General features: G+C 54.4%; 17 protein-coding genes. 14 read left to right on the top strand and 3 right to left on the bottom strand.

Annotation, left to right across the window (positions count from 1 at the left end):
• The first annotated feature begins 2 nt into the window (after window positions 1-2).
• The 9 genes from rnc to EYC98_RS13320 all read left to right on the top strand — a co-directional run bounded on the left by rnc (window position 3) and on the right by EYC98_RS13320 (window position 8297).
• Entirely contained in the window at window positions 3-683 is a 681-nt protein-coding gene (gene rnc / locus EYC98_RS13360; RefSeq protein WP_279245836.1) for a ribonuclease III, read from the top strand.
• Entirely contained in the window at window positions 670-1569 is a 900-nt protein-coding gene (gene era / locus EYC98_RS13355) for a GTPase Era (RefSeq protein ID WP_279245835.1), read from the top strand. Before rnc ends, era begins: the two co-directional genes overlap by 14 nt.
• Before the next feature lie 14 nt (window positions 1570-1583).
• Window positions 1584-2297: a DNA repair protein RecO gene (recO, locus tag EYC98_RS13350; RefSeq protein ID WP_279245834.1), complete on the top strand. Its 714-nt coding sequence runs from the start codon at window positions 1584-1586 to the stop codon at window positions 2295-2297.
• A 9-nt stretch (window positions 2298-2306) separates the two neighbouring features.
• A complete protein-coding gene (acpS, locus tag EYC98_RS13345) occupies window positions 2307-2681 on the top strand; it encodes a holo-ACP synthase (RefSeq protein WP_279245833.1) in 375 nt (124 codons plus the stop codon).
• Between the two features lie 24 nt (window positions 2682-2705).
• The gene (gene cysM / locus EYC98_RS13340) at window positions 2706-3602 is read left to right on the top strand and encodes a cysteine synthase CysM (RefSeq protein WP_279245832.1); all 897 of its coding nucleotides are present in this window, start codon (window positions 2706-2708) and stop codon (window positions 3600-3602) included.
• On the top strand, window positions 3595-5826 hold the full coding sequence (locus EYC98_RS13335; protein WP_279245831.1) for a RelA/SpoT family protein: 2232 nt from the start codon (window positions 3595-3597) through the stop codon (window positions 5824-5826). Before cysM ends, EYC98_RS13335 begins: the two co-directional genes overlap by 8 nt.
• Window positions 5823-6659 (top strand): nucleoside triphosphate pyrophosphohydrolase, encoded by an 837-nt coding sequence (gene mazG, locus EYC98_RS13330; protein ID WP_279245830.1) that lies wholly within the window; start codon window positions 5823-5825, stop codon window positions 6657-6659. The genes EYC98_RS13335 and mazG overlap by 4 nt, the downstream gene beginning before the upstream one ends.
• 77 nt (window positions 6660-6736) lie before the next feature.
• Window positions 6737-7384 carry an adenylate kinase gene (gene adk, locus EYC98_RS13325; RefSeq protein ID WP_279245829.1) on the top strand — a complete coding sequence of 216 codons (648 nt, stop codon included), beginning with the start codon at window positions 6737-6739 and terminating at the stop codon, window positions 7382-7384.
• Between the two features lie 130 nt (window positions 7385-7514).
• The gene (locus EYC98_RS13320) at window positions 7515-8297 is read left to right on the top strand and encodes a hypothetical protein (protein WP_279245828.1); all 783 of its coding nucleotides are present in this window, start codon (window positions 7515-7517) and stop codon (window positions 8295-8297) included.
• Window positions 8298-8383: 86 nt separating this feature from the next.
• Here the strand turns inward: EYC98_RS13320 and mobA are convergent, their stop codons facing one another.
• Window positions 8384-8947 (bottom strand): molybdenum cofactor guanylyltransferase MobA, encoded by a 564-nt coding sequence (gene mobA / locus EYC98_RS13315; RefSeq protein ID WP_279245827.1) that lies wholly within the window; start codon window positions 8945-8947, stop codon window positions 8384-8386.
• 70 nt (window positions 8948-9017) lie between these two features.
• On the opposite strand from mobA, the gene tsaB reads away from it, so the two are divergent.
• The 5 genes from tsaB to EYC98_RS13290 are packed head-to-tail and all read left to right on the top strand — an operon-like array spanning window position 9018 to window position 14004.
• A complete protein-coding gene (tsaB, locus tag EYC98_RS13310; protein ID WP_279245826.1) occupies window positions 9018-9734 on the top strand; it encodes a tRNA (adenosine(37)-N6)-threonylcarbamoyltransferase complex dimerization subunit type 1 TsaB in 717 nt (238 codons plus the stop codon).
• On the top strand, window positions 9734-10525 hold the full coding sequence (locus EYC98_RS13305; protein WP_279245825.1) for an undecaprenyl-diphosphate phosphatase: 792 nt from the start codon (window positions 9734-9736) through the stop codon (window positions 10523-10525). Before tsaB ends, EYC98_RS13305 begins: the two co-directional genes overlap by 1 nt.
• Window positions 10526-10546: 21 nt before the next feature.
• On the top strand, window positions 10547-11866 hold the full coding sequence (locus tag EYC98_RS13300; protein WP_279245824.1) for a M18 family aminopeptidase: 1320 nt from the start codon (window positions 10547-10549) through the stop codon (window positions 11864-11866).
• Entirely contained in the window at window positions 11863-12969 is a 1107-nt protein-coding gene (locus EYC98_RS13295) for a tRNA-queuosine alpha-mannosyltransferase domain-containing protein (RefSeq protein WP_279245823.1), read from the top strand. The genes EYC98_RS13300 and EYC98_RS13295 overlap by 4 nt, the downstream gene beginning before the upstream one ends.
• Window positions 12970-12996: 27 nt before the next feature.
• A complete protein-coding gene (locus tag EYC98_RS13290; protein WP_279245822.1) occupies window positions 12997-14004 on the top strand; it encodes a tryptophan--tRNA ligase in 1008 nt (335 codons plus the stop codon).
• A gap of 24 nt (window positions 14005-14028) precedes the next feature.
• On the opposite strand, the gene EYC98_RS13285 is transcribed toward EYC98_RS13290, so the two are convergent.
• Together EYC98_RS13285 and EYC98_RS13280 are read right to left on the bottom strand one after the other, a co-directional pair.
• Complete coding sequence (locus tag EYC98_RS13285; RefSeq protein WP_279245821.1) at window positions 14029-16068, bottom strand: TonB-dependent receptor; 2040 nt, start codon at window positions 16066-16068, stop codon at window positions 14029-14031.
• 7 nt (window positions 16069-16075) lie between these two features.
• A complete protein-coding gene (locus tag EYC98_RS13280; protein ID WP_279245820.1) occupies window positions 16076-16762 on the bottom strand; it encodes a FadR/GntR family transcriptional regulator in 687 nt (228 codons plus the stop codon).
• Between the last annotated feature and the right edge of the window lie 36 nt (window positions 16763-16798).

The following is a 16798-nucleotide window of genomic DNA, read 5'->3' as shown; positions in this document are numbered from 1 at the left end:
CTATGCCTGCTGGTTCTATTAGCGCCCTACTGAAGAAACTGAACTGTCAGTTTTCTGATTTGGAACTGCTGGATCGAGCGCTGTCTCATCGCAGCTGCGGTGCCCGTAATAACGAGCGGCTTGAGTTTTTGGGCGACTCGATTCTAAATCATGTCATTGCCCACGAGCTTTACCTGCGCTATCCGGAATCACGGGAAGGTGAATTGAGCCGAATGCGCGCGGCTTTGGTTAAGGGAGAAACGTTAGCAGAGGTGGCGCGCGAGCTGGACCTGGGCAGTTATCTGCGCCTGGGAGCGGGGGAAATGAAGAGTGGTGGCCATCGGCGTGATTCTATTCTTGCGGATACGCTCGAGGCAATTTTCGGTGCTTTGCTACTGGATCAGAATGAAACCGAGTGCCGTAAACTGATTTTACAGCTGTTTGAGTCACGCGTGCGCGCGGTTGCGCCTGGCGTCAGCAAAGACGCCAAAACCCGTTTGCAGGAACACCTGCAAGGGCGTGGTGAGAAGTTGCCCGAATATGAGTTGCTGGAGGTAGTGGGTGAAGATCATGACCAACGTTTTAGCGTACGCTGCAAACTCGCTGGCTCTGGTGCGACCTCGACAGGGGATGGTTCCAGTCGGCGACGCGCAGAGCAGGCGGCAGCTGCCAGTCTGCTGGAGCAGCTGAATGTCGGAGGCTGAAGTACTGCGCAGCGGCTACGTCGCCATTGTCGGACGCCCCAATGTCGGTAAGTCGACGCTGCTTAACCATTTGTTGGGGCAGAAGCTCAGCATTACCTCTCGCAAACCCCAAACCACACGCCATCAGGTACTGGGGATCAAAACAGAGGGTCCGGTACAGATTTTATTTGTCGATACGCCGGGTTTGCATCAGCGCGCTGAAAAAGCGATTAATCGCTATATGAATCGTGCCGCAACCAGCGCCATCCGAGATGTCGATGTGGCCGTAATGGTGGTTGACCGTACCGCCTGGACGGACGAAGACGAGATGGTGTTGCAGCAGGTTCGCAATAGCGGTGTGCCCATGCTGCTGGCGATCAATAAAGTCGATCTGCTGGCCGATAAAGGGGAGCTGTTGCCGCATATTCAGGAGCTGTCGGGAAAGGCAGATTTTGTTGCCATCGTGCCCATATCTGCGTTGGGCAGTCATAATCTTGTGCCACTCGAAGAGCAGATTACCGCGCTGCTTCCTGCTGCAGCGCACCTATTTCCAGAGGATCAGATTACGGACCGCAGTCAACGTTTCATGGCCGCAGAAATAGTCCGAGAGAAGATAATGCGTCAGCTAGGCGATGAGCTGCCCTACGCGACTACGGTCGAGATAGAGGAATTCAAGCAGGCGGGAGCAATCCTGCATATCTCTGCCCTGATTTTGGTGGAGCGTAACGGACAGAAGCAAATTATCATTGGCGACAAGGGGAGTCGGTTGCGCAGTATCGGTGCCGAGGCGCGAGGCGATATGGAGCTGATGTTCGATAGTAAAGTTATGCTCAAGCTATGGGTTAAAGTGAAATCCGGGTGGTCTGATGACGAGCGGGCTCTGCGCAGCCTGGGCTATGAGGATTAATAGCGACCGGTCCTATGAAGGTAGTGTTGCAACCAGCTTTGGTACTGCATACGCGCGCTTGGCGCGACACCAGTTTGCTGGTGGAATTGTTTACGCGCGACCACGGCCGCGTAGCGGTGGTTGCCAAGGGCGCCAAACGCAGCGGCAAGCGTAGCGGCAGTGGCATGAGTGCGTTACTGCAGCCATTCACCCCAATTCTTTGCTCCTGGAGCGGTCGCAGCGATCTTAAAAATCTTACCGCCTGTGAATCACGTCTGGCAGCGCCTCGATTGGTCGGCAAGGCGCTGTATTGCGGTCTCTACCTCAATGAAATTCTGGCGCGCTTGTTACAGCCTGAAGACGCCAATGAGGTGTTGTTTACGCTTTACGAACAGGTCTTGCAGCAGCTCGCCCAGGGCGCAGAGCTTGATCTCTGTCTGCGGGAATTCGAATACCGGTTGTTAATTGAACTGGGTTACGGTTTTGAGCTGGACGTTGATGGTGAGTCCGGAGAGCCTATACAGAGTGGTGAGCATTACCAGTTTCACCCTGATTATGGCCTCACCCGAGCCGCGCCTGCAGGACATGCTAGAGCGTCACGCTACGGCGGCGATGACTTGCTGCGTTGGTCCGCGGGGGAGTTTGACCTGCCGGCGCGGCGCTGCGCCAAGCGGCTTATGCGTGAGGCATTGCGACAGCATCTTGGGGACCGACCGCTCAAGAGTCGGGAGCTATTCCATGTTCACTGATGCTTCCAGATGTTAGGAATCGGTACCGATATTGTACAAATTGTACGCATTGAAGCCGTTGTTGAGCGGCAGGGTGTGCGTTTTGTGCAACGCATTCTGACCCCGGTGGAAGTGGAGGAGTATGACAACAGTCGCCTGGGAGTGCGTCTGTTGGCCAAACGTTTTGCGGCTAAAGAGGCTATCGTCAAAGCGCTGGGTACGGGTATAGGTCATGGCGTTGGCTGGCAGGATATGACGATTGAACATGATGACAAGGGGGCGCCGCTAGTGACTTTACGCGGCGGAGCAGAGCAACGGGCGCAGCAATTGGGTGGGTCCAAAATGCTACTCAGTCTCGCCGACGAGAGTGATTACGTGGTCGCTTTTGCGGTTTTGGTGCCCTGAAATTTTAAACATGGTGCAAAGAACATGAACAAATATCCAACCATCGAGTCTTGTGTTGGCGAAACCCCGCTAGTGCGATTGCAACGGATTAGCGCCAACACGGGTAGTACGGTGCTGCTTAAGTTGGAGGGTAATAATCCCGCCGGCTCAGTCAAGGATCGACCGGCGCTTAATATGATCAATGCAGCGGAAGCCCGTGGTGAGATCAAGCCGGGCGATACATTGATAGAGGCAACCAGCGGCAATACCGGCATCGCGCTGGCGATGGCAGCCGCAATAAAGGGCTATCGTATGCTGCTGATTATGCCTGCCCATATGAGCAGCGAGCGTAAACAGGCGATGGCAGCTTATGGGGCTACTCTCATCGAGGTGAGCCAGGTCGATGGAATGGAGGGTGCCAGGGACCTGGCGCTGCAAATGCAGGCTCGCGGCGAAGGGCGAGTGCTGGACCAGTTTGCCAACCTCGATAATCCGCTGGCACATTATCAATCAACTGGTCCGGAGATATGGCGTCAAACAGCCGGTACCATCACCCATTTCGTTTCATCGATGGGTACTACTGGCACCATCATGGGGACCTCTCAGTACTTGAAGGAACAGAGTTCCGAGATTCAAATAGTCGGCCTGCAGCCGCAGGATGGTTCTAGCATACCGGGTATAAGACGCTGGTCAGAAGAGTATCTGCCGTCGATATTTGATGCGGCCAGGGTTGATAGAGTCATCGATATTGGCCAGCATGAATCAGAGGTGATGATGCGAAGGCTGGCTGCCGAAGAGGGTATATTCTGCGGAGTTTCCTCCGGGGGCTGCGTAGCGGGTGCGCTGCAAGTGGCTGCGGAACATGAGTCTGCTGTGATCGTGGCTATCGTCTGTGACCGAGGCGATCGCTATCTCTCAACCGGCGTGTTTGCCGATGGTTAAGACAAGGGCCGAGTTCAATGCCGATGCCGAAGGTCGGGTCGATCTGGAGGCCTGGGTGGCCAGTCTGCCACCTCACCTTGGTGAAGATGCCCGCAGCGATGTTCTGCGTGCTGCGCTGGCGGTAGCGGCCCTGCCTGAAGCAGAGACGTCCTTAATGGTTGCTGAATGCCTGCCTGCGGGCATTGATATTGTGCAGATCCTGGCCGACCTACACCTCGGTCGCGACAGTCTGGTCGCTGGCATGTTGTGTTGCGCCTTTGAACAGGAATTACTTGACCTGGACGGGATTGAGGCCGGTTTTGGTGTTAGCGTCCGCCGTTTGCTAGAAGGTATTCAGCGCATGGCTGCAATTAGTGCGCTTCGGGTAGAGCGTGATGCACCGGTGCTGGGACAGGCGGACGCTCAGAAAGACAATATTCGAAAAATGCTGGTGGCGATGGTTGATGATGTGCGCGTAGCGTTGATCAAACTCGCCGAGCGCACGCGCACCATTAGAGCTGTTAAAAACGACCAGGAGCGGCGCCTGCCCGTGGCGCGAGAAGTATTTGATGTTTACGCGCCGCTGGCCCACCGGTTGGGCATTGGTCAGATCAAATGGGAATTGGAGGATTTATCGTTTCGCTATCTCTATCCCGAGGCCTATCGGAAAATTGCTGTGCTGCTGGATGGTAAGCGTCTGGAGCGCGACCTGTTTATCGATCGAGTGAAAGTTCAGCTGACCGAAACTTTGGGTCGCGCTGGTGTCGATGCGCTGTTGCGAGGACGCTCGAAACATATCTACAGTATTTGGCGCAAAATGCATCGCAAAGGTATCGGTTTTTCGCAGGTCTATGATATTCGTGCAGTCCGAGTGTTGGTGCCTGAAGTCAAAGATTGTTACGCGGCATTGGGCGTTCTGCACGGCCTGTGGCGTAATATTCCCAATGAATTTGATGATTATATCGCCAATCCTAAGGAGAACGGTTATCGCTCCTTGCATACGGCGGTAATAGGTCCCGAGGGCAAGGTTCTGGAAGTACAGATTCGAACCCGGGAAATGGACGAGGAAGCTGAGCTGGGCGTATGCGCTCACTGGCGCTACAAAGGCGCCGATGGCGATGCCGCGATGGCCAGCAGCTACGAAGAAAAGATATCCTGGCTACGGCAAGTGCTGGAATGGCATGAAGAAACCGGTGAGGTAGATGATGCAGTTGAGCAGTTCAGCACCGATGTTGCTCAGGACCGGGTCTATGTGTTCACCCCTGGAGGTGACGTCGTTAACTTGGCTGCGGGCGCCACCCCGCTAGACTGTGCCTATCATATTCATACCGAAGTTGGGCATAGCTGTCGTGGTGCCCGGGTCAACGGGGCCTTGGTGCCGCTGACCTACCATTTGCAAACCGGTCAACAAGTTGAAATATTAACTGCCAGTGAGGGTGAGCCTCGCCGTGATTGGTTGGTGCCCGGTTTGGGCTACCTGCGCACCTCTAGAGCGCGAGTTCAGGTGCAAAATTGGTTTAAGTCGCGTTCCAGACAAGAAAATATTGATTCCGGCCGACATCTTCTAGAGCGCGAGTTTTCGCGGCTGGCTTTAACCAGTGTTGACTACAAACGCCTGGCGCTGAAATTGCAGCAGGGCACGGTAGAGGATATGTATACGGCCTTAGGTTCCGGCGATTTAAGTGCAGCGCGGGTTTTACAGGCAGCGCAGGCCTTGTTTCCGATGGTGGCAGATAAGCTAGTCCGTCCGCGCTTGGTCAGACGAGCAGCGCAGCTGGCTGAGCCAGGTACTATGGGTAAGGTGGGCGAATTGGAAAGCCGCCTTGCAGGATGCTGTAATCCGACAGTGGGGGATGCCGTGCTTGGATTTGTCACTCAGGGCAAGGGCGTGAGTATTCATCGCCGTGATTGTCCGAGTCTGCTGCAATTGCAATATTCGCATCCGGAACAGATGGTGGAGGTACCGTGGGGTGAGCCGTCGACGCAGGGTTTTGTTGTTGAGGTCGAGGTCGAGGCCTATGAACGCCAAGGCTTGCTCCGTGACATTACTGAGCTGCTGCTGGAAGTGAATGTGAATCTGCGCTCGGTTAACACGGACTCGGCCAGCGCTGGACAAGCGGCAACCATACGCCTGTCGTTAGAAGTGGCTGAATTGGCGGTGCTGGGAAAATTGCTGGACCGCATGATCAGACTGAGCAATGTGATCTCGGCGCGACGGATAGCGGATAGCGGAGAGCAATCTTGACTAACTCCAGTAGCGAGCTCGACAACAACTACACCATCACAGATCTGTTGCGGGTCATGGAGCGTCTGCGCGATCCTGAATACGGATGTCCTTGGGACTTGCAGCAGGACTTTAGGTCGATTGTAGATTCGACGCTTGAGGAGAGCTATGAATTGGTGTCTGCTATTGAGGCAGCTGACTACGACCATGTTCGCGAAGAACTCGGTGATGTGCTGTTCCAGGTGGTGTTTTATGCGCAGCTTGGTCGCGAGCAAAACTTGTTTGATTTCCCCGGTATCGTTAATACACTGGTTGAAAAACTGCTGCGCCGGCACCCGCATGTGTTTGCAGATGGTGCTATTGAAGGTCTGGTTGCAGCAACGACCGCCGTCGACGAGGTTGCGACTACTTGGGAAACTATCAAGCGCAAGGAACGCAGGGCACGCGCCCAGACTGGTGTGCTCGATGATGTCCCGGTAAACCTGCCAGCGTTGAGTCGGGCACAAAAAATTTCTAAAAGAGCAGCTCAGGTCGGGTTTGACTGGTTAGATACTGACGGGGTTATGGCCAAGGTGGAGGAAGAACTGGCTGAGTTTGCAGCGGCGCGACATGAGAGCGCTGAACGTGCGGAAGAGGAACTTGGTGATCTAATTTTTACCTGCGTAAATCTGGCCAGGCATGCAGGCGCGGACGCTGAAACTGCGCTGCGTCGCGCCACGCTCAAGTTTGAGCGGCGTTTTACAGCTATGGAAGCCGTCTTAAAGGCTCAGGGAATGACGATAGCAGAGGCGTCTGCCGCAGAGCGAGAGGCAGCGTGGGAATCCATTAAGGCTGCCCCTGAAGCTCCAAGATAGGGCATGCTGGTGGGGGACTTGTACTGCTGAAGTTAGCTGTGTATCTTGACCCCCCCGAATAGGCAGGTAGTTACTCAATGCGTCTAATTTTGCTTGGAGCCCCCGGTGCAGGTAAAGGTACTCAGGCCCAGTTCATTTGTGAGCGGTTTGCTATTCCACAGATTTCTACGGGTGACATGCTCAGGGCAGCGGTCAGCGCTGGCACTGAGCTTGGTTTGCAGGCCAAGGAAGTGATGAGTGCAGGCGGTCTGGTGTCTGACGAAATTATTATTGGTTTGGTTAAAGAGCGTATTAAGCAAGCCGATTGCGAAAACGGATTTTTGTTCGATGGTTTTCCGCGCACCATTCCTCAGGCCGAGGCGATGGTAGAGGCCGGTGTTGACCTTGATCACGTGGTAGAGATAGCGGTAGTAGACGAAGCCATTGTTGCCAGACTTAGCGGTCGGCGTGTCCATGCCCCTTCCGGTCGGATATATCATGTAGAGCATAATCCTCCACAGCGAGCCGGGCTTGACGATGAAACCGGTGACGAGTTGGTGCAGCGCGACGACGATAAAGAAGAAACTGTGCGTAAGCGCCTGCAGGTATACCACGACCAGACTGCGCCTTTGATCGAATTTTACTCTTCGTTGGAAGGAAGTAACGCGCCGCAGTACCATCGCATTGCGGGCATTGGTAGCGTAGAAGATATTCGCCAGAGCATAATTTCCAGCTTGCAAGGCTGAACCTTTACCTGAGCTTTTGAACGGGCTTATTACTTTGCGCGCCGCGGCTATTGATTTGCGAGTTGTACGCCGCATTTTTTCTGTGCTATTTTGGATTCGCGGTAAAAAAAATTCTTAGGAGAAAACTCAGATGGCAACTACCAGCACCAAAAAATCTGCAGCTAAAGGCAAAACTAAAGCAGTAGCGCGCAAGAAGCCGACTGCCAAAAAAACCACTGCCAAGAAAAAAGCAGCGTCTCACCCGGCAGTAAGCAAACATTCTGCAGCTCTCGATGCCGTTAACAAGCTGATGGCTGCAGAAAAGAAGAATCTTGAAGCTGCCAAGAAAAAGGCCGCTGCTGCGCGCAAGAAGGCTTCTTCTTCTATCAAGAAAGCAGATAAGCGTGCCGCTCAAGCAGCCGCTAACGCAACCAAAAAATTGAATGCCAAGGTTAAAGCGCTACGTGCGAAAGCTAGCGCCACCAAATCGTCGCTGAACACGGCGCTGGTAGACGCCAAGCATAGAGCTGAGGCTGAGGCCGCGCGCGAGCGTTTGGCTGCACAAAAAGCTACATTAGCGGCGAAAGCAGAAGTGGATAAGGCGAAAGCATTGGCGTCTCACGCGGCTGCCTGGACCAAGAAACGTATGGCAGCTGATGCCAAGAAGCTACGGGCGCTTGAAAAGAAGCTTGAAGCAAGAGTTAAGAAGGCCCTTGCTAAGGCGAATAAGGCTAAGAAATCCAAGCCGAAAAAGGCTGCCGCTAAGAAGTCAGCTCCCAAGAAGGCTGTAGCCAAGAAAGCGACGCCAAAGAAACCTGCCGCGAAAAAAGCTGCGCCCAAGAAAAAAGCCGCACCTAAGAAAAAGGCAGCACCCAAAAAAGCTGCTGCCAAAAAGTCCGTTCCCAAGGCCAAGGCAGCTGCAAAAAAGTCATAGGCTAAAAGTACGGTAAGGCCGAGCGGCAGATGGTTTGTCGCTAAGGTTCAGAAAAAGGCCCGCACTGCGGGCCTTTTTTTGTGGGTTTAGGGAAGATCCGCCGGCGCGTTTATATTTATAAATCGCTGGGGCTGAGATGAAAAGTCTACACGTTTGCAACGCAAGCGTTGGTGAAAGCCTTTTACTGAGCGACCACCACGGGCCAGATAATCTTCCAACTGCGCGCGACAGCGGTAATGCATGGCGCTAAACAGGTATTGATCCCGGTTGCCATCCCAGGCGTAACACAGGTCGTAATTATCATCTGCTAGTTGGCTGCCAAGTTTAAGTGCCAGATCTTCAGGAGGGTTTGGGCTATCGCAGGGCAATGTTATGGCGACGTCGCATTGCTGCTTGCCTGAGAGCGCAGCCGCAATGCCTGCAAGCGGGCCCTGATAGCCGCTCAGTGTGTCAGTAATGATGGGATAGCCGAATTGTTGATATTGTTCCAGATTGCGGTTGCAGCTGATCACAGTCTGGTCGACTTGTGGAGAGATTACAGCCAGAATAGTCTCTATGAGCGTGCTGCCGGCATAGGGCAACAGGCCTTTGTCGATACCGCCCAGACGCAGACCCTGACCGCCGGCGAGGATAATCGCTAGTGTTTTCATTGCAATCATTATTGCATGGGCAGGGTACGCCTTCATACAATGCGCTGCGGAAACGGAGAAAGCCTAAACCATGCCCAACATATTGGCCCTTGATGCCTCTACCGATGTTTGTTCGGTCGCTATGCAATGCAACGGTGCATTGAGCGAGCATTTTGAGCACCTGCCTCGGCAGCACAATCAACGCTTATTCCCCATGTTGCAACAACTGCTGCAAGGCGGCGATTTAGTAGCGCAGGGTATTGAGGTATTGGCTTATAACCACGGTCCTGGTTCTTTCACCGGACTAAGAATTGCAGCCAGCGCGGTACAAGGTCTGGCCTACAGTCAGGGCTTACCGGTGGTCGGGGTCTCCACCCTTGCCTGCATGGCTCAGGGTGCTTTTTCGCTGCAGCAGGCGAATGAAGGTGATGTGTTATTGGTGCTGCTGGACGCCCGAATCAACGAAGTCTATTACGGGTATTACCAGATCTGTAACGGGCTTGCCACGGCGCTGCTGGAAGACGGTGTTGCTGGCCCTGGTCAGGTGCCGCTGCCGCCATTGCCCGCAGGCAAGCGTATGTTGGCGTTGGGTAACGGGTTGGCTTACAAGGATTTATTGCCGCCGGCGGTGCGCGAATGTTTCACCCTGACAGTAGCTGATATCTGGCCACGATCGAGCGATATCATCCGCTTGGCGGTACCTTTGTACCTGGCTGACAAGACATTGCGTCCCGAGCAGGTTATTCCAGTATACCTGCGTGATGATATTGGCTGGAAGAAACTCTCTGAACAGGGCAAGGCGGTTTAATGACTGATATTTATCAGGCGATATGGTTGGCAATTATTCAGGGTCTCACTGAATTTTTGCCGATATCCAGTTCAGCGCATTTGATTTTGCCAGCACAGCTATTAGGTTGGCCGGATCAGGGGTTGGTGTTTGATGTGGCGGTGCACGTTGGTTCACTGCTAGCGGTTGTTATTTACTTCCGCGCTGAACTTGGGGTGTTAGCGGCGGGGGGGCTGCGCTGGATTAGCGGCGGTGGTTGGAATAGTGATGCGGCGATGATTTTTTGGCTTGGGCTTGCGACGGTGCCGGCTGGTCTGGTTGGCCTGCTATTTGGCGACTTTATTGAGGCTAATCTTCGTTCTATGCTGGTCATTGCTGCTGCGACTATTGTTTTTGGATTATTACTGGGCTGGGCCGACTCGCGGGCTACCGGTGGCAGTACCTTAACTTTGCGCTCTGCGCTGATTATTGGCGCGGCGCAGACCTTGGCGGTGATACCCGGAACTTCGCGCTCAGGTATCACGATGACTGCGGCACTTTTCTGTGGTCTCAATCGTGAAACCGCGGCACGGTTTTCCTTTCTACTCTCTATTCCTATCATTGCTGCGGCAGGTCTGCTGCAAGGGCTGGAGCTTGCAGCTCACGACGTTGGTATATCCTGGAGCTTGCTGGCATTGGCTACTGCGATCTCAGGAATCACAGCGTTTGCGTGTATCGCATTTTTTCTGAGGGTGGTGGAACGTATTGGTTTTATGCCTTTTGTCATCTACAGGGTCATGCTTGGCCTGTTTCTCATCTATGTATGGTGGTAGTCACACCACTGGAGCTTAACCATGGACGACGTTTCTTTTAATCAGGATTTTATCGAATTTCTGGGCAACGCCACCTCACCGTTTCATGCGGTTAAGGTTATGGCGCAACAATTAACTGCGGCCGGATTCGTGCAGCTGAACGATATAGAGGCCTGGCCCGGTGTCGCCGGACGCTACTTCAGTATTCGCAACGACAGTAGTCTGGTGGCATTTGTGCATGGTACCGAGGCCGGCCCATTAGAGGGTATGCGGATGATCGGTGCGCACACTGACAGCCCTTGTCTGATGGTCAAGCCGAAGCCTGAAAAACATCACAAGAGTTACCAGCAGTTGGTTGTAGAGGTTTATGGTGGAGCGTTACTCAATCCCTGGTTTGATCGTGACCTGTCGTTGGCGGGTAGGGTGAGCTTCACAGATGACAGCGGCACTCTGCGCAAGCAGTTGGTAGATTTCAAGCGTCCGCTGGCGGTGATTCCCAGCCTGGCTATTCATCTTGATCGCGAGGCGAACAGCTCGCGTTCGATCAATGCCCAGACCGATATCCTGCCTCTGCTGGGTTGTGGTGATGAGATTGATTTTCGTGCGCTGCTGGCGACTGAACTTGCGGCAGCGATGCAACGAGAAAACCTGGACGTGTCCGTCAAAGCAGTTCTGGACTACGAGTTGGGCTTTTACGATGTGCAGCCTGCTGCCTTACTGGGTCTGGATAATGAGCTGCTGGCCGGTGCCCGTCTTGATAATCTGCTGAGTTGTTACGCTGGTTTGCGTGGCCTGTTAGCCAGCGACGGTCGCCATAGCAGCCTGTTGATATGTACCGACCACGAAGAGGTGGGCAGCCAGAGTGCTGCGGGCGCCAGCGGCCCGCTGCTGCTGTCCGTACTGCAGCGCCTTGCTGCCACTGCTACTGACTATGCGATGCTGGTGGAGCGATCCTTTATGATTTCCGCCGACAATGCTCACGCAGTACACCCCAATTTCTCCGCACGTCACGATGACAATCATGGTCCTTTACTGAACGCCGGGCCGGTCATAAAGAGTAACGCCAATCAGCGCTACGCGACCAACAGTGAGACAGCAGCGCTGTTTCGGCAGCTGTGTGCCAGTGTAGATGTGCCGGTACAGTCCTTTACTGTGCGCAATGACATGGGCTGTGGTTCAACTATCGGCCCAATTACGGCAACCGCAATCGGAGTAAGAACGCTGGACGTCGGTGTACCGCAATTGGCGATGCATTCTCCCCGCGAACTCACCGGTAGCAAAGACCCATGCCGCCTGGCGCAGGTTTTGTCTGCCTACGTGAACTGGGGAGAAGCGCTGGCTGCTGCGCCAGCCGCCGGATGATAAAGCCCCGAGTGCTGTTGCTGTCGGCCTATGAGGCGGGCAGTCATCGTCATTGGCGTGAGCAGCTGGAGCAGGGGCTGGAGGATTTTGAATGGCAGGTGTTGAGCCTGCCGCCACGGCATTTTGCCTGGCGGGTGAGAGGCAATCCGCTGTATTGGAGTATCAGCGAGCGAGAGCGGCTTGAAGCAGGCTACGACCTGATACTGGCAACCTCAATGGTGGATATTGCCACTTTGCGCGGCTTGGTGCCGGCGCTGGCAGCCATTCCGACCATTGTCTACTTCCACGAGAACCAGTTCGCTTATCCCGACAACCAGGGCCGTCATGGCCTGTTGGAACCGCAAATGGTCAGCTTATACGCCGCGCTGGCGGCAGATCGGCTGGTGTTTAATTCGGCCTTTAATATGAACACTTTTCTGCACGGCTGTGACCAGATGCTCGGGCGGTTTCCTGACCGGGTTCCTGCGGGGATACCGAACTTGCTTGCCGCGAAATCTGAGGTGCTGGCGGTACCCTTACGGTTCGATGCAGTGCGGCAGCCAATAGACGCAGCAGTAACCGAGCCCCTGCAAATCGTTTGGAATCATCGGTGGGAATATGACAAGGGCCCGGCTGAGCTGCTGCAGATAGCCCAAACATTGGTGCAGCGTAATGTCAGCTTTGTGCTCCACGTGGTGGGGCAGCAATTTCGCCAGTGCCCCGCTGAGTTTGAAGCGCTGCGTGCCTTGCTAGAGCAAAACGACGCGCGGGGCCAATGGGGCTTCATCGAACAGCGTAGTGACTATGTGCGGCTGCTGCAGAGCTCTCAGATAGTGTTATCGACAGCACTGCATGATTTTCAAGGCATATCCATGCTTGAGGCCTGTGCTGCTGGGTGTACCCCGGTCGCGCCCGCTCGAGTTGTTTATCCAGAGTGGATACCGGCTGAGCTGTTGTACCGTGACAATGAAGCAGCTGTTGAGTTGCTGGCTGATCTGGCGCTGCGTCACACGGTGTCGCAGACGCTGCCTCGGGTTGATGTGTCAGCTTATTCTGCGACCAGGCTGTTATCACGATACCGGCATCTGATGCATAGCCAGATACCAGCCAACTCAGTATCATAGGCCGCTTTTCGATTAGCGGAACTGATCATGGAAAAACACCGTGTCCTGACCGGTATTACCACCACCGGTACACCCCATCTGGGTAATTATGTGGGTGCTATCCGTCCGTCTGTGCGCGCGAGCCGTGATAAGGACATCGAGTCCTTTTTCTTTTTGGCGGATTATCATGCCATCATCAAGGCAACGGATCCGGAAAAGATACGTCAGTCCAGTAAAGAGATCGCTACTACGTGGTTGGCACTGGGCCTGGATACTGACAATTCTGTATTCTATCGGCAGAGTGATATTCCAGAGATTCTGGAGTTAACCTGGATACTCACCTGCAATACGGCCAAGGGACTGATGAATCGTGCTCACGCTTATAAGGCGTCCGTGCAAGCGAACCAGGAAGCCAATGAAGACCCTGATTTTGGCGTCACCATGGGGCTGTTCAGCTACCCGGTGTTGATGGCAGCGGACATCCTGATGTTTCGAGCTCATGATATTCCGGTAGGGCGTGATCAGATACAGCACGTGGAAATGGCTCGCGATATCGCGCAACGCTTCAATCACCACTTTGGGGAAGTGTTCACGCTGCCTTCAGCCGTCGTTGACGACAATGTCGCGATCCTTCAGGGGCTCGATGGCCGCAAGATGAGCAAGAGCTACAACAACACAATTCCCCTGTTCGAGACGGAAAAGAAACTGCGTAAGTCACTGAACAAAATCAAAACCAATCTGCTGGAACCGGGCGACCCCAAAGACGTCGATGATTCTACCGTTTTCCAGATATGGGAAGCGTTCGCCACGCCTGCGCAGGTTGACGACATGCGTGAGAAGTTTGCCGCCGGTATCGGTTGGGGTGACGCCAAAAAGGAGCTATTTGAGCTGATTAATGCCGAGCTGGCGCCAGCCCGTGAACGCTACAATCAACTGATGGCGGAGCCCGAATTTGTTGAAGACGAGCTGCGTAAAGGTGGTGAAAGGGCGCGGGCTACCGCCTCCGAACTACTTGATAAAGTACGTCACGCCATAGGTATTTCGCCGCTGACGTGACAGTGCTTGGCCGTTGACGCCCGTTCAGGGCGCCAGATTCATCTGCAATTGCAGGTACAGCGAACGCGGCTCGCCGACAAAATAGCGGTATTGCCCGAAGCCAAAATCGGCACGCTCGGCGTAATCGACGTCGGTAAGATTGGTGACCCGAACGCCCAGTTGAATACGCGAGGTGAGTTGGCTGGTCAGGCGCAGGTTGAGTAAATTGTGGCCGTCGTACTCATGGGCATTGTCCGGTTCCAGATAATAGGATGCCATATTGACCCATTCCAACTCGGTGCGATGATTCTCGTGGATCTGCCAGCCCAGGCGGAGGCTGCCAAAATAACGGGGTGCAGTGTCGATGTCGTTGCCCTTGATATTGCCACTGGAGCCCAGCAGACTTATGTCACTGTCATATTCATGGCGCGCCAGATTGGTGTCCAGAGCTACATCAAAAGCGTCATTGAGCTGCCAGCGCAGGGCAATATCAACACCGTAATGAATAGTCTTGGCGCCACTGATGTTCTGTCGGTTGCTATCTTGAAAGATAACGTCACCCTTGTTCATGTAGTATCCGCCCACTTCATAGTGAAACTGGCCGACGATGCCACGAAATCCTATATCAAGCGCATCGAGTTGCTCCGAGTCCAGATCGGCGTTGGCCTGGCCCGCCTGCAGTCGATATAGTTCAGTAGCCTGCGGCGCTCGAAAGCCACGTGAAACCCGAGCAAACACGGCGTGCGAATCGTTTATGTCAAACAGTGCACCGGCATTCAGTGACCAGTTTTTGAAGTCATCTTCACCACTGGCCGGTCGATAAAAGCGGCACGAGGGTGTCGAGTCAGGACCGCAGGCAGGTCCGTCGTCGGTGCGGTTCTGGTAATCATAGTTGGTGTATTCAAAACGCGCTCCGGCAGACAGGTTAAGCCTGTCACTGAAATCCCAGTCAGCCTGACTCCACACTGATGCCAGCGAGGCGTCCACGTCGTAGTCGTAGTGAGTGCCGGCGGGTTGGTTGGGGCTAAAAGGCTCCTCCTGAGTTTCCAGTAACCAGCCTTCGGTATATTCCAGGTCGATGCCCGCTGCCAGCTGCAGCGACTCGGTCTGTTGATAGAACTTGCTGTTTAAGCCGAAACTCTCATGGCCGTTTTCTTCTACCGACTGCCAGGGCAGAAAGTGTTGCAGAAACTCCATTTCATTTTTGCGCCAGTAGGGCGTAAAACTCAAGCTGCTGGCTTCATCCAGGGGGATTTCTATGGTTGAGTGCAGGCGCATCGACCAGGCTTCACGGTAGGCTTCGGGGTTGGGGTTTTCCTTTTTACGATCCGAGTCTTTGTAGGCGTCCTCTCCCTGCACAAAGCCTGAGGTTTGCTGATCGAGATCGGCGCCAGCAAATATTGTGCTGGTGCTAAAAGTGCTGCCGCTGTAATCGTGGCGCAGGGTACCCTTGAGTTGGGTAAAGCCCGAGTCATCTTTGTAGCCATCGTCATCGGTAGCATTGATAGCGGCGGCGAAGGCGTGCGCTCCGACCCGGTTGCCGATCTGGTATTTGCCGCGCAGATAGCCGTGGGGTCCACCTTCGAGACCGACCTGATGCATAAGTTCATCCGGGGCAGCCAGGCTGAGCACGTTAATGACACCGTGCATGGCACCGGAGCCATAGAGCGCACTGGCGGGCCCTTTGATAACTTCTACTCGCTGTGCCTGCTCAGTATTGGCGTCGAAAAGCTGGTTAACATTGCAGAAACCGGGAGCACGCAAGGAGATGCCATCTTCAGCAACATAAAATGCGCCGCAACTGCCAGGGCCTGTAAATACGGGTGAGCGCAGAGCGGTCAGGCTTTCCTGACCATTGCCACGGGTTATCCAGCCACCTGCGATACGCTGGAAGGATTCGTTGATATGGGTGTGGGCGACCATGGCCAGGTCGCTGTCTTCTATCACAGCCCAATCAAGCGGCAGTCGGGCTGCCTGCTGCGGCTGTTGACGTGCGGTAACAATCACATCTTCCATCGCGACGGTTTGTGCTTGTACTAATGGGCTGGCAACAGTTGCCAGCGCCAGGATAATAACTTTCTTCATAGTGTAATCAGTCTTTGAGTGCGTAATCGATAACGCGATTTAGGTGAGTGTGCATTGCGTTGCGCGCGGCCCCGGCATCATGTCGGCGTAAGCTGTCTAGAATTGCCGTGTGGTCTTGCAGCACCGGTGTTGAGCCTTCTGCGCGTAGTTTTTCATGAAAAGCGTTCGATATAGATGTTTGGTTGCGCAGTTGCCAGAGCCAGACAATCGTCGAGTGCAGCGCGCTGTTGCCGCTGGCCGCTGCAATCAGCTGATGGAACTGTTGGTCGGCGGCTTCTTTCTGTTTGATACTGGTGCTGGCATCGGCGAGCTTGTTAAGCTGTTGCTGGAGTGCTGTTAGCTCGGTTTCGGTGATTCGGGCTGCCGCCAAAGCCGCGGTCTCACCTTCTATCGCACGTCTTGCCTCAAGTACTTCAAGGGGTCCCGGTACTTCCTCTGTTGGCGCAGAACCCTGCGGCGACGATTGGGGCAGCACATAGACTCCGGAGCCAGAGCGTATTTCCACCAGGCCGGAGATTTCCATGGTGATCATCGCCTCGCGGACAGTGGGGCGACTGACACCGAACCGGGCAGCAAGATCGCGCTCTGATGGCAGGCGTTCTCCTACCAGCAACTCGCCCTCGGCGATTAGCCTGGATAGTTGTTCCGCGACTTGCAGATACAGTCGACGGACCTTTACGGCCTCAATGTGCATGGATTCTCCAGCGTCTGAATAGCGCCCACCGTTAGT

It is taken from the genome of Candidatus Litorirhabdus singularis (genome assembly GCF_026262625.1).
GTDB classification, from domain to species: Bacteria; Pseudomonadota; Gammaproteobacteria; order Pseudomonadales; family Halieaceae; genus Litorirhabdus; species Litorirhabdus singularis.
This window is presented reverse-complemented; position numbering and strand designations above follow the sequence as displayed.